The organism is Collinsella sp. AM29-10AC (assembly GCF_003469085.1).
In the GTDB taxonomy this organism is placed as follows: domain Bacteria; phylum Actinomycetota; class Coriobacteriia; order Coriobacteriales; family Coriobacteriaceae; genus Collinsella.
Window position 1 is genome coordinate 26,891 of sequence record NZ_QSKB01000014.1, and the last position, 13,306, is coordinate 40,196.

Annotated in this window: 13 protein-coding genes; 6 read left to right on the top strand and 7 right to left on the bottom strand. The window is 58.5% G+C overall.

Annotation, left to right across the window (positions count from 1 at the left end; translation table 11 throughout):
- Window positions 1-28: 28 nt before the first annotated feature.
- The 3 genes from DW754_RS05850 to DW754_RS05860 form a co-directional block, all read right to left on the bottom strand.
- Window positions 29-1,552 carry a C69 family dipeptidase gene (locus tag DW754_RS05850; protein WP_117758761.1) on the bottom strand — a complete coding sequence of 508 codons (1,524 nt, stop codon included), beginning with the start codon at window positions 1,550-1,552 and terminating at the stop codon, window positions 29-31.
- A gap of 354 nt (window positions 1,553-1,906) precedes the next feature.
- Entirely contained in the window at window positions 1,907-2,761 is an 855-nt protein-coding gene (locus DW754_RS05855) for a bifunctional 5,10-methylenetetrahydrofolate dehydrogenase/5,10-methenyltetrahydrofolate cyclohydrolase (protein ID WP_117564484.1), read from the bottom strand.
- A gap of 2 nt (window positions 2,762-2,763) precedes the next feature.
- Entirely contained in the window at window positions 2,764-3,396 is a 633-nt protein-coding gene (locus tag DW754_RS05860) for a cyclodeaminase/cyclohydrolase family protein (RefSeq protein ID WP_158561620.1), read from the bottom strand.
- Between the two features lie 550 nt (window positions 3,397-3,946).
- Here DW754_RS05860 and DW754_RS05870 point away from each other — a divergent pair.
- The 3 genes from DW754_RS05870 to DW754_RS05880 all read left to right on the top strand — a co-directional run bounded on the left by DW754_RS05870 (window position 3,947) and on the right by DW754_RS05880 (window position 7,998).
- The gene (locus tag DW754_RS05870; RefSeq protein WP_117758758.1) at window positions 3,947-4,375 is read left to right on the top strand and encodes a hypothetical protein; all 429 of its coding nucleotides are present in this window, start codon (window positions 3,947-3,949) and stop codon (window positions 4,373-4,375) included.
- A 240-nt stretch (window positions 4,376-4,615) separates the two neighbouring features.
- Window positions 4,616-5,209, top strand: a complete 594-nt coding sequence (locus DW754_RS05875) for a hypothetical protein (RefSeq protein WP_117757781.1) — start codon at window positions 4,616-4,618, stop codon at window positions 5,207-5,209.
- Window positions 5,210-5,517: 308 nt separating this feature from the next.
- Window positions 5,518-7,998, top strand: coding sequence for a phosphatidylinositol-specific phospholipase C (locus DW754_RS05880; protein ID WP_117758757.1), 2,481 nt, complete (start codon window positions 5,518-5,520; stop codon window positions 7,996-7,998).
- A gap of 92 nt (window positions 7,999-8,090) precedes the next feature.
- On the opposite strand, the gene DW754_RS05885 is transcribed toward DW754_RS05880, so the two are convergent.
- Window positions 8,091-8,360 (bottom strand): hypothetical protein, encoded by a 270-nt coding sequence (locus DW754_RS05885; RefSeq protein ID WP_117758756.1) that lies wholly within the window; start codon window positions 8,358-8,360, stop codon window positions 8,091-8,093.
- A 168-nt stretch (window positions 8,361-8,528) separates the two neighbouring features.
- Here DW754_RS05885 and DW754_RS05890 point away from each other — a divergent pair, with 168 nt between their 5' ends.
- The 3 genes from DW754_RS05890 (at window position 8,529) to DW754_RS05900 (ending at window position 10,684) form a co-directional block, all read left to right on the top strand.
- Complete coding sequence (locus DW754_RS05890; RefSeq protein WP_117758755.1) at window positions 8,529-9,578, top strand: YhcG family protein; 1,050 nt, start codon at window positions 8,529-8,531, stop codon at window positions 9,576-9,578.
- Between the two features lie 63 nt (window positions 9,579-9,641).
- The gene (locus tag DW754_RS05895; RefSeq protein ID WP_117758754.1) at window positions 9,642-10,430 is read left to right on the top strand and encodes an ADP-ribosylglycohydrolase family protein; all 789 of its coding nucleotides are present in this window, start codon (window positions 9,642-9,644) and stop codon (window positions 10,428-10,430) included.
- A 32-nt stretch (window positions 10,431-10,462) separates the two neighbouring features.
- Entirely contained in the window at window positions 10,463-10,684 is a 222-nt protein-coding gene (locus DW754_RS05900) for a hypothetical protein (RefSeq protein WP_117758753.1), read from the top strand.
- 509 nt (window positions 10,685-11,193) lie between these two features.
- On the opposite strand, the gene DW754_RS11270 is transcribed toward DW754_RS05900, so the two are convergent.
- The 3 genes from DW754_RS11270 to DW754_RS05910 all read right to left on the bottom strand — a co-directional run bounded on the left by DW754_RS11270 (window position 11,194) and on the right by DW754_RS05910 (window position 13,116).
- A complete protein-coding gene (locus DW754_RS11270) occupies window positions 11,194-11,364 on the bottom strand; it encodes an SHOCT domain-containing protein (protein ID WP_089572150.1) in 171 nt (56 codons plus the stop codon).
- Complete coding sequence (locus tag DW754_RS10895; protein ID WP_147338930.1) at window positions 11,291-11,662, bottom strand: DUF1499 domain-containing protein; 372 nt, start codon at window positions 11,660-11,662, stop codon at window positions 11,291-11,293. Before DW754_RS10895 ends, DW754_RS11270 begins: the two co-directional genes overlap by 74 nt.
- A gap of 116 nt (window positions 11,663-11,778) precedes the next feature.
- Window positions 11,779-13,116, bottom strand: coding sequence for a hypothetical protein (locus DW754_RS05910; RefSeq protein WP_117758752.1), 1,338 nt, complete (start codon window positions 13,114-13,116; stop codon window positions 11,779-11,781).
- Window positions 13,117-13,306 lie beyond the last annotated feature (190 nt).

The following is a 13,306-nucleotide window of genomic DNA, read 5'->3' on the forward strand; positions in this document are numbered from 1 at the left end:
TTAGCGCTATTCGATTGACGGGAAATCCCTACCTCACGTTGTCGTTCATCGCGAAAGAGTTCTTCATGGCGCAGCTCGTGGTGTAGAGCACCTTGCCCAGTAGAGCATCGGTCTCCACGCGAACACGCTCGGCAAAGGCCTCATTGGCGCGTGCAAGCTCGGCAGGCACTTCGGCCTCGGGCAGAACGGCTACGGCAGCGTCGATGTCATGGATCTGCTTGTGGCCCATGCCACCGACCTTCTCCTGATAATCCTCGACCGCGCGACCGCACTCATGGAAGCGGACGTCAGCCAGCGCGCCGATCAGGCGGTTGGCCCAGTAGAAGTTTTCGGACGTCACGCGAGCCTGCGTGTCGGCATAGTACTCGGGCATGGTCTCGACGTTGGCGTACAGCGGAACCAGCGCGTTAAACGAGTTGGAGCCAAACGCCATCCACTGCACGGCGCGATAGGCCGGCTGTGCATAGGGACGCAGCTGCAACACGGCGAGCTGGCTGTTGCGGTTGATGCCGATGGGGCGATAGGCGCCACGCGTAGCGGGCGTGCCCTTGCTACCGTAGCAATCGTACTCCGTGCCCTGGTAGTGGCTCGAGAGTACGTACTTGATGTCCTCGATGGTCACCTTGCGCTCGGGCACGCGGCTCCAGGGGATATCGTCGCTCTCGGGCGTGTAGTCGGCGTCGGGGCCATCCCACACGTCGCTGGGGTTGAGACAGCGCTGCATGTACCACGCGCGCGGCGTGTTGTAGACGTGGTCGCTGTCGCTGTGCGAGCCAAAGGCCTCGCGCGGGTTAAAGACCGCAGCCGGGCCGTCGCCCTCGACGCCCAGCGTCAGGTCCAGATGCCACTCGGCCATCCAGGCGCGCAAGTCGGCGGAGCACATGTGATCGGCCTGGGCGCCCTCGGCGTCATCCAGGTCAAAGCTGTCGATACCCAGCTGGTTGGGCATGGTCACATAGGCGTCATCGGGCACGCGCTTGGCGATCCAGTGGTGACCGCCGATGGTCTCGAGCCACCAGATCTCGTCCACGTCGCTAAAGGCGATGCCGTTGTTCTCGTAGGTGCCATAGCGCTCGAGCAGGTCACCCAGAATGCGTACGCCGTCGCGGGCGGATTTGGCATATGGCAGCACCAGGGTCACCATGTCCTCCTCGCCCAGACCGCCGGGCTGCGCCGGAACATAGCCGTCCTCGTCCTCGTTGCCCTTGGCGGGCACGTAGTCGACGAGCGGGTCGGCGCCGCGAACGCGCTCGTTGGTGGTGAGCGTCTCGGTTGCGGACATGCCCACATTGAGCTCGTTGAAACCGGCCTCGGCCCAGATGCCGTGGCCCGGGACAACATCGGGGACGCTCGTGTAGCGCATGGGGTTATCGGGCAGTTCAACGGTCAGGTGACTCAGGACGCTCGTGTAGACGCGCGGCTGCTCGTCGGGATGCACCACGCGCATACGCTTGGGCTCAAACACCCCGTTGGACGAGTCCTCGTTGCGGGCAACCAACGTCGACCCGTCGTAGCTCGCGTTCTTACCAACCAAAATCGTTGTGCACGGCATGCGCATCCTCCTTGAGCGAAGAAATCAAACGATAACAGTGTATCGCTTCGGCGCAGAAAGGGCGAAACCGCGGCGCTGGCAACCCCTGTGGTCAAAAAATGCCAAATGTGAGTACTGTCACCAATTTAGTAACATCAATTTTGCTACGTATGGGTGCCAAAAGTCTACATTTGTTCAAAAATTAGATGATGTAATTCCTCATAGGTCCAATAAAATAGGCTCTTTATCGATAATAAATATCGTTAGAGAGCCTATTTGACCTAAAGAATATGTGACTATCTTGGAAACAGTACTCATATTTGGCATTTTTTGTCCACGGGGTATAGAGCTAACCCCTCAAACAGCCCAAAACGCCTATTTCGATGCGCGCTCGGCCGCCTCGATCACGTGTTTGGCGAGGATCGCCGTCGTCACAGCGCCCACGCCGCCCGGCACGGGCGTGATGGCGTTAACGACCGGCTCCGCAGCATCAGAATCGACGTCACCCACCAACTTGCCAGCGGCCTCGTCCCAATTAATGCCAACATCAATGATCGTCTGGCCCTCTCGAACCGCATCCACGTCAATCGTACGCGCGCGTCCAACGGCGGCAACCACAATGTCGGCAGCACGGCACTCGGCAGCAAGGTCGTGCGTATGCGTATGGCACGTCGTCACTGTGGCATTGCGAGCCGTAAGCATGGCGGCAACGGGACGGCCAATCACCAGCGACCGACCAACGACCGCGACCTTGGCCCCATCCAGCTCAACGCCGTAATGATCCAGCAAAGCAAGCACGGCTTCGGCTGTGCAGGGGGCAAAACCCTCGCCGCGCCCCGAAAGCGTGGTGAGCAGCGAAGCCGGCGTCATGGAGTCAACGTCCTTGGCAGGATCGAGTGCCGCGGCAACCGCGTCCTCGTCAAGGCCGGCGGGCAGCGGGCGGAACATCAGGCAGCCATGAACAGACGAATCGGTATTGATGTCCTCGATGGCCGCCAACAGCTCGTCCTGCGAAACATCGGCGGGAAGCAAAACGCGGCGAGCCTCAATGCCAACCTTTTCGCAGCGCTTGAGCGCACCGCGCTCGTAGGATAGGTCGTCCTCGCGTTCACCCACGCGCACGATAGCCAGCGTCGGCACAACGCCGCGCTCGCGCAAAGCCACGCAGCGAGCAGCAAGTTCCTCAGTCAAAGCGCGAGCAACGGGGGCACCCTTCAGCAGTTCAGCCATGGCTATCCCCTCTTCCTTGCGGCGTCGGCGGCGCGGCGCGCCAGCGCATCGGCGCGCGGCAACCACATGTCGAGCAACTCATCACACGCCGTCTCGAGCTCCTCAGCACGAGCGCGATCCTTCATAGACGTGGCGTTCGCAAAGAGCGTCAAGCTCGCGCCCTGCATAGCGGAACGGCAGAACACGGCGCCGCACGCCACATCGGACAGCAGCTGACGCGAACCCTTGTCGGCCATGTCCTCGAGCAGCGCCAGCGCACGCCCGCAGGCATCCATAATGCGATACGGCGGCATAGCGGCCACATGCAGCGCATCCTGAATCGCGGTCGCTCGAGCCGGATCGTCACGCGGAATACCGTACGCCGCGGACACCTGCCCATAGGCACGAACGTCCTCGGCAACCAACTCGACAAGCTCCTGGGCCAGCTCATCAGCCTGGGCAAACGCGCGCGTCAGGTCATCCGCGCGATCGGCAAGCGCGGGGTTGGTCGCGCCGTAGCGCGCGACCATCCCGCACAGCGAGGCGCCCAGCGCACCCACAAAGGCGCTCGCGCTGCCGCCGCCGGGCACCGGCTCGCGCGCGGCAAGCGCCTCGGCAAACCCGCGGCAGGTCTTGTCCATCATCTCTTGGCTCATACGCATGCACCTTCAAGTCATATACATCGGTCGGGTGGCAACCGCCGACCGACCGCATCGATCACATAATGGTGCTAAGTCTAGCCCATAAGCACATGGGCGTCAGCGCACCTGGCCATCGCGGATTTCTATGACGAACGATAGGCCATGCCAACGCAAACATGGGACACATGGCCCACGTTTCGAGACTCCCGGGCAGCGGCAACTGGGGCATACATATAGGTAAGGAGCCCCATGTTGGGGCAACGCTCATCACGGCACCGGACGACGAATGGAGGAATCACCGCACAGCAAACAAAGTCATCATGTGCACGCGCAACCGCCGCCCCAGCGATCCGCGGCACACGATGTCCCTGGCAGACAAGGAGGACACCACCATGAAGAAAAAGACCCTATCGATCCTTTCCCTTTGCGTCGCCCTCTTTGCCGCATTTGCCCTTGTCGGCTGCGGCGGGAGCGCATCGGGCGGAGGCGGCAGCACCGCCAAGAGCGAAAGCAAGGAAAAGGCCCCGTCGCCAAGAAGACCGACTTTATCTGGTTTAAGGTCGAGATGCCCGAGGGCGTCGGCGTAAGCGACTCCGCCGGCAAGAATGCCGACAGGGTCCAGCTCACCTTCCCCGAAGACGAGAACGCCTCGGCCGATCGTTTTATCCCCGTTTGGAAAAAAGCGCTGACTGCCGAGGAATCCCACGCCGACCAGGCGGAAAAGAAGGGGGATACGTTCCAGTGGAAGGATGGCGGGTCCGTCGAGTATAACGGCAGGACGTGGCTCGTCGGAACGTACGAGGACAACAGTGGCATCACAACCCTCCTCTTTACCGACGTTGAGCCGGGAAGCGTCTACGTCCTCATCTCGAACTTCGACCAGCACAAGAAAGAAGCCGAGGCGCTCCTCAACTCCATCGAGTTCCCCGATGACATGGCAGAGGCAGTTTCCGAGGCACGCGAAGTCGAGATTTCGAGCATCGAGATCAAGTAACGGGACACCCGCACGCGCCTACGCGCACCAGCGCGCATGCGCCCATTAAAACAACGGGCGCCCAACCCGGGGAGGGCCGACAGCATCGGCCCTCCCCTCTTTTGGACCCGCGCATATTGCCACTTGTCGGCGCAATTCCAGCCCTCAGAATGGGACACATGGCCCACCCTAGCGAGCCGTCCACGCGTACAGTAAAGGCAGGTAATCCATGGGCGGTTACAGATCGAGGAGGACACGACCATGAAAAAGAAGGCCTTTGCGATTCTCACCCTCTGCATCAGTCTCTTTGCCGCAGTTGCCCTGGTGGGCTGCGGTGGCAGCGGTGGCGCTACCGGCAGTGGCGGTGGCGGCGGAGCAGAAAAGCCAGCCGTGGATATGAGGACCGACTTCATTTGGTTTAAGGTCGAGGTTCCCGAGGGCGTCGAGATCACCGACGTTGCCGGCGACACCGCCGACAGGGCCCAGTTTAAGTTCACCGAGAGCGAGCATGCGAGCGACCGCTTCATACCCATCTTCGACCCCGATAAGAACGCCGACGAACTGTTCGACTACGAGGCAAAGTGGAAGGCCAACTCCGGATGGACCGAGAGCGACCCCGTTAAATACAACGGCAAGACCTGGCGCAGTGCTTACTTTACGCACTCGGGCGGCGTAACGACCGAGTGCTTTACCGACGTTGAAGGCGGCAGCGTTTACGTGCGCATCGACAACGTCGAGGAGCACAAGGACGCCGTCGAGACCATGATGAAGTCCCTGGAATTTGCCGATGATATCGCCAAGGCCAAGACCGAGGCCATGGACGTCAAGCTCGAGGATATCGAGATCAAGCGCTAAGCGACTGGCGAGCGCAGCGGGAAACACGAGCGCAGCGCAAACAAGCGACGGTACCCCAGCGCTTCGTACTAAGGGAGGGCCGGTAAACCGACCCTCCCTTTCTTATGCCGGCAGCCGACGAACGCGAAGATGCCGGGCGGCAAAACCGCCCCCCCCAGCGCGGTAACGGCACAACATGAACAAGCACCCCAGCACGTCCGCTCGCCGATTTATAGCGCCGCGCAGACAATTGAGCCGACACCTTTAAACATCCGGGCAGTAAAGTGACCAAAATAAGTGCATAACCGCACCCTGCGAATGGAGGAGTTATGACCGAACATCATGCCATCAGTCGCCGAGCGTTTACGCTGGGCCTTGGACTCGCGGCGTTGTCGCCACTTGCAAGCCTGCCCGAAACCGCCACGCTGGGCATTAGCCCGCGGACAGCCTTTGCGGACGGCACGGCCGAGTCAGCGGCCACCCTCGACAATTTCGTCATTCGCCTTCGCCCCGCGGGCTATTTTCGCACCGCGAGCGTCAACGAAGACGGCAACGTCATCGGCAACGTCTGCCACCTGTTTAATGACGGCACGTCCAGCAAGCTCATCCTTGAGCACGTAGGGACCGATGCGGACGGCACAAACTGGTATGCCATCCGCACCCTGCTCAATTTCGAAGAGCACAAGAAGACGGGCTACAGCATTTGGTCGGTCGATGGCGACTCGGACAAAGATGGAAAGGTCATCCACGTATGGAGTGGCGAGTACGACCATAAGGACAGCCGCGCCTATACGTTCGACCGCCAGTTCGACGGAACTTATATTATTCGAGACCGCATATACACGAAAAACGGTATTAACTACCTGGCCATAGAATCGAAAGGCAAAGACCAAGACAACAACAAGATTTGCCAAAAGAAATATTCCATTCCGTGGGAGCTCGAGCTTGTCGGCTACAGCATGGACAAGACCAATGCCACAGTTAGCAGCATCGACTGGACCACGTATAGCAGCTACGTCGACGGACCATGTTGGATGAGCCACGTCGAAGGCAACAAGTACCTCGACGAGCTGAGCATCCCGGGCACGCACGATTCGGGAACTTGCAGCGTGGACAACGACACCGAACCCCAATCCTCGCAAGCAAAGTGCCAGCAGGACTACATCCCCACGCAGTTGCTCGAAGGCATTCGCTATTTTGATATCCGACTCGGAAAAGGCGACGACCCCGGCATCGACCATGGAAGTTGCTACCTGCTCAAAAAAGACGGGCACTTCATGCATCTCTCCGATGTCGTTGGCTACTTCAAAAAGTTTTTGAACGAAAATCCGTCAGAAGCTCTCATCATGCTTGTATCCCGAGGCAACAACGAGGCTACTGACGAGAGCCTTACGACGGCTTTCGCCAAGGTTTTGGACGACAACCCCAAACTGTTCTATACGTCGAGCCGCGTTCCCACACTGAACGAGGTGCGCGGAAAGATCGTCCTGCTGCGCCGATTTGGACTCGCCGGCGACAGCGTAAGCGGCCACACGTGGGGCCTCGACCTAACCGAATGGGACAGCAAAATCGCAGCACACCCCAGCAGCTCCTCTATGTGTCTCGTCCAAAACGCGCAAGGCTTTGAAGCCGCAGGGGAAACAGGCGACAAAAAAGCCTATTGCACCAAGGTATATGCCCAGGACCATTACGAATGCACCGGAACCGACAAGATCAGCTGGGTCGATATGGCCCTGCAGGAGACGGCTAAGCTCACCCGCAACGAGGTAGATGTCGAGGACGATAACGGGGCCAAGGAGCAAGTCCTGGAGCGCTGCTGGTCTATCAACTACACCAGCTGCACGAATCACAAGCAAGGAAGCAACCCATTTACCGCAGCGCGAGTAGTCAACGAGCATCTGTACAAGAGCCCGTACATCAACCCCAGCGACAACGAGGAAACAAAGTCAGATTACCTCAAGCACATTGGCATCATCGCATCCGACTTTGTTGATGCGGCGCTGGCCCGGAGCATCTACCAGCGCAATTACGATTACGATACACAGCACAAGCAGACAGCTTCGTACTACCTCCCGAGCCGCATGCGCATGACGTACGGCGACTCGCTGAGCGATGCCTCGCTCCAGGATGGCAAGACCGTTGGCGAGGGCCATTTCCGCCTTGTCGACAGCAGCAACGTACTCAACGTGACGGCTTCGGGCCATGCGTTTGCCATCGAATATGTGGATGTCGACGCCTTGGGCAACGAGACCGTTACGGAGCTGCGGGGCTCCGTGCCCATCGATATCGATCCACGCGCGCTGACACCCCACTTTGAGGGGCTCGAAGGCCTTAAGGCCGGCGAGGACGTGCGCGCCAAGATTGCGGCATCACTCGAGGGCAAGCTCGAAACCGATGCCTGCACGGCCCAGCTCGAGTTTGTGCACGACGCGAACGGCGCTCCGGGCACGGCAATGGCCGAGGGCGAAACATTTGCCGCAGGGACGTACTGGGTGCGCGCGAAAGGCCTTTTGGGCGACGCGGCACAGAACTACACGCTCGCCAGCGATGGAGCCGCAAGCTTTACCGTAGCGGCCTCGGGCAGTGCAGGCGGCACCGGCAGCGGCACGGGTTCCAACGCAGGCGGCGCCGACAAGAACGGCAAGGGCAACAAGAGCGACCAGGGCAAGAACTCGGCCGGAAAACTCGCCGACACGGGCGACGGCTCCGGCATTGCCGCCGGGCTCGCCGCTGCCGCCGTGGCGACAACGGTCGCTGGCGCTGCAATGCTTGCCAGTGACCGCGACAATACCGAGGACGTTAACGAATAGGCAAGCCAGTCTTTTGGGCGCATTAACTCAATCGGGGCGCAGAATACCGTTCTGCGCCCCGATTTTTACCTTGGCCCGAACGCCGCTATCGGCTACATCACCATGTTCAGAGCTTTCACAAATTCCTGGGCCTTCGCACGGCTACTCAGGCTAAAGACGCAAGCGGTCAACAGCCTGTTACGCAGGAAAACGTCGCGACCCTTGATCCTGTTGACCCCCGTGATGTCCTTAAGGTAGACAATCTCGGTGTGCCTGTCGCCAAAAGTGCCCTTCTTGAGCACCTCGATACGATTGGGGTAGATCTTAACGTCTTTAAACCTACCCGAACCTTTGTCCTGGAATAGCAGCGTGTTGTTGTCCATACGTGTCACTCCCGTGGGGTTCGCTAAAACTGTCTCTATTGCCACATTTTAGTCACCGCAAGGCTCCCATGCGAAGGTGCCAGACAGCACAGCAATTCGTGTCCGCGCGAGGCTTTAAACTAGATGCGATATAGATGCATTCCACAAGAGGAAAGTGGGGCGACAGTGATGGGCGAACTGGTAAACCGCGGGGAATCGACAATCGTGCCAGAAGTTTTTTACAAGCAGGTTTCCTCGATCCTCAACGCCGCTCGCGACAAGGCCTATACCGCCGTTAACTTTGCGATGGTTGAGGCATATTGGGAGATCGGCAAGAGTATTGTTGATGAGCAGGGCGGAGAGGAGCGCGCCAAGTATGGAGAGGCGCTGCTCAAGGCCCTCGCAATCAGACTTACCAAAGATTTTGGTAAAGGTTTTGAAGCAAGAGAGCTGCGTAAAATGCGTCAGTTCCATCTTGCATTTCCAATTCGGGACTCACTGCGTCCCGAATTGAGCTGGACACATTACCGCAGGTTAATACGCATTCCTGACCCCGAAACTCGAACATGGTACATGAACGAATGCGCCGATTCTCGCTGGAGCACGCGTCAGCTCGAACGCCAGATCAACACCATGTTCCGAGAGCGCCTACTTGCCAGCAAGGACAAGGAGGTCGTCACCCAGGAAATCCAAAAGAGCACCCCGGCTCATCGTCCCGAGGATATCATCCGCGACCCATATGTGCTGGAGTTTTTAGGTTTCTCGGACGATACTGCGTTTCGCGAGAGCGATCTAGAGCAGGCGCTCATCACACATCTTCAGAAGTTCCTGCTGGAGCTTGGCCGTGGCTTCGCTTTCGAGGCGCGCCAAAAGCGCATCACCTTTGATGGGCGCCATTTCTATATTGACCTTGTTTTTTACAACTATCTGATGCGCTGCTTCGTGCTCATCGACCTTAAGACCGATGACCTTACGCATCAGGACCTGGGCCAGATGCAAATGTATGTGAACTACTACACGCGTGAGCTCATGAACGAAGGCGACAATCCGCCCATAGGCATCGTGCTCTGCGCGGACAAAAGCGATTCGATCGTCGAGTATACGCTGCCCGAAGACAACGACCAAGTGTTTGCCGCCAAATACCTGCCGTATCTTCCAAGCAAGGAAGAGCTGGCGCGCGAGCTGAGTGCCGAGTACCGCGCCATCAACGAAGCGACTAATGGCGAAGCGCAAGGGTAGCAGCACGTTGCGACCGATACCCCCGACGGAGTTTCATATCCCCCGACATAAGAGGAGCGCTCCATGACAGGCAGACCGAAAACAACACTGCGCGGCTGCATCTATGGGCTTGCCGTCGGCGACGCGCTGGGTGTTCCCTACGAGTTCAGGCCCCGCGGCACGTTCGAATGCGCGGACATGATCGGCTACGGCACGCATGGGCAGCCCGCCGGCACCTGGAGCGACGACACATCTATGACGCTTGCTACCTGCGACTCGATTAGGGAGCTCGGGCATATCGACACCGCGGACATGAGCGACAAGTTTGTGAGCTGGATTGCCCGTGGCGAGTATACGGTCGACGGCGTTTTCGATTACGGCGGTACGACCGCTCGCGCCCTGCGCACCGGCAAAGGAGGCTCCGGCGAGCGCGACAACGGCAACGGCTCGCTCATGCGCATCGCGCCCCTGGCGTTCACCGATGCGACAGACGAAGAGATCAGCGAGGTCTCCGCGATTACGCATGCCCACAGAACGTCAACCGACGCATGTATCATATTTGTCGAGCTGATAAGAGACGTGATGAACGACGTGCTCCCCTCGTGGGCGCTTCACCTGAAAGGCGCGCCCGAGCACGAAATCAGGTCTGGCGGCTTCGTGCTTGACACGCTTAAGGCTGCCACCTGGTGCTTTGTGAACACCAACAGCTACGATGAATGCGTGCTTGCCGCCGTCAACCTAGGCGACGACGCCGACACCACCGCAGCCGTCGCCGGCGCCCTCGCCGGCACGGTATACGGTATCGAGGCCATCCCGCAGGAGTGGGTCGACACCCTGCGCGGTAAAGAGTTGATTGAGAGCTGCCTGTTTTAGGGCGCCATTCAAGAAATAAGGCAGGAGGCATCATGGAGAGGAAGGTCGCAAATATAGACGAGTTCCAAGTGGACGAAAACGGGATTCCGCTATTTCCAGTAGGACTGAAGGAAGAAGCCAGCCTCTATATCCTCCCCGACGGGCGTTACCTCCCCTGCGGGGTCTACAGGACCGCGGACGGCGGTTCGATCATTTATGAGCCATCCGAACTAAGCTTCTTCGGACAGATGCTTGCTCAATTCAAAGAGTACTAGAGGTTTGATCGCCCGTTAGATCGACACTGCTCAAAACCAGGGGGCAGGCTATCCTCCACCGCGGCCCGTGAGGTAGAATTATGCCTGCCGCGGAATCCGCCTGCGGGCAACGCTCTAATCTCTGATTGGGGTGAAGCCTATGAACTTGTTTCTTGAAATCCTGCGCCTCTCGATGTATGTAACCGGCATCGTCCGGAACCTCTACTCGATCTGGCGGGAATATAAGCAGTAACGGATAGCGAAGGGAGTCATGCAAAGGGCCGGTTGCACCCGGCCCTTTAGACGATAATACCTGCGTTGCCCGCGCTTCCAAAGTTGACCGACTGAGGAGCGGGTTCCGCGGCACATCCTGATTTTACCCAGTGGCAAGGCTCTTTTACAGCCGTTCCACCGTTTATTTACATCTGCCAATCAAGACGAGACTACTACGCACCTTTATTACACACGATATTTTCAGCCTGGTATAACCAAGTTCAATAATAGAATGCAAATCCAACCACCGTGTCTGATTACAAAAAGATTTTTGCCTTTTCTGCAGCAAACTCTTCCTCGGTAAGCACTCCACTATCACGCAGCGTTGCAAGCCTCTCAAGCCTTGCAACTACATCAATCACTATCCGCCAGCGTCTCAATAGTCTGTGAAACCTGCGGATACCGCTCAAGCTCCTTCGATAGGGCATCGACTATCTCGGCAATATTCTTTGCATTTTTGCCCCCGTTTAATACGTTTGCCCTGACCTTAGATGACGACTTGACAGTAACGCCAGATCCGCCTTCAACTGGAACAACCGAAATACTGATATTTTCGCCCCAAGACCAAAGGCTCATACCAATCTCGGCTGCAACTGTTCTTGTTGTGGGCGATGCACTATCAACTTTTACTTTAGGCAGCTTTTCCATAGCTGCCTTCAAGGCATTAAACGTGTCGTCAGGAGAATACGGTACCTGAAGCTGAAGCTGCTGATCCGCAAAACCCATAATCTGGCCTCCGCTTCTTACAAGATTAAGGCTATCGGCAATGGTAGCACGTTCCCAGCAGTCTTAAGTTCGTCTCATGACCTTGCGATGCAGCCCGACGCCCCGGCACCACTCCCCTACTTACCAAAAATCGCAGCGAACAATCCCTTGCGTTTGGGCTTTTCTTCTCGGTAGGAACCCTCAGCTGCCGCTGCAACCTGGCGCGGTTGCTCACCACCTCCACGGCGCACGATCTGGTATAGGAAGGGCGATTTAACGTATTTGACCTCGATGGGCGTGGCGTGCACGGTGCTCTCGCCGGACAGATGCAGGCTCGGGTTGAGCGGCGCCACGATATGCGTTTCGCGCTTGTCGCTAAACACCACCGCGGCCGCACGACCCGTCTGGCCGTTTACGGCGATGCGCACCTGCTCGCCGTCGCGGCTGTCCGTTGCCGGACGGTCGACAAAGTAAACCGGCACCATCACCAGGCCGTCCTTATGCTTGCGGGCCTTGCGCGCCCAAGTGCGGATGCTCTTTTTATTGAGCCCCAGCACCGCCTCGGCATCGTTGCCGGCAATGTCGAGCGCCAACTTATCAATGACCACCTGGTCCTTGGTAGACGCATCGACGGAGACAACGCGAAAGTCACCTTCCTGCATGGCCGGGTCAAACGGCCCAACCTTGGCAAAGTCCCACGGCTCCAAAATGCCCATAAGGCGAACATCCAGATAGTTTGCCCGCGGATACGCCCAGTCGAGCACCTCGTAGTACACCAGGGTTTCCTTGCTCAGGCCCTTGCCCGGGAAGCTCGCCATCATACGCAGGTCCGCCAGCGCCATGGGGAAATAGAAGAGCATCATGTCGTTTTGGATCGCGTCTTCCACGTCGTGCCCGGCAAAGGCATCCGGGTACTGGCGCACCAGCTGCAGCGCGTTGGCACGTGCCTGCTGCGGCGAAATTTCGCAGGGAATACCCTGCTCCGGCACATACTCCGCACCCACGCCCATGGTCAGACGTTTGCTAAACGTACCGGGCTTGAGCAGGTCGGCAATGCCGATCTTGTTGCCGCAGGACGGGCACTCAAACACACGCTGCGTTGACTCGCCCTCAAAGGACGCTCCGCAGAAGGGGCAGGGAATGCTCACGTGCGTCGCTTCTTGGAACTCCTGCGCCGTGCCGCGGTCCTCCCACAGCAGATGTTCCAGGACCGACTGATTGCGCCAGTGCGAATTGAAGAAATACCAGTCCGGGTCCTCCGGGCGCTCGAGTTGCGACACATGCGTGAGCTTGAGCAGTCCATCCACTACCGTCAACGGCGTATGGCGAATGCCCAAAGCGCTCTTGGGCTCTCCGGCGTCCGCCTGCCACGGAATGACCGCACCGCAATAAGCGCACTCAAAGCTGCGCTTAGCTTGGTGCGAGTACATAGGGCCGCCGCAGTTTTGACATTTAATGGCAAACATCTCGTCCATGGAAACGTCCTCCTTTGCACAGGGGCTGTCGACATAAAGTATGTCGAGCAAACAGGCACATGCCCATACCCATGTGGCCCAAAATGGACCACCCAGGCAGACGAGAAGGCTCGCTCGTTAGCACCGGCAGACCATTACTGCATTTTCTGAGCATCGGTGCACAGCGCCTCCGCGCGAGCTACACTATCCC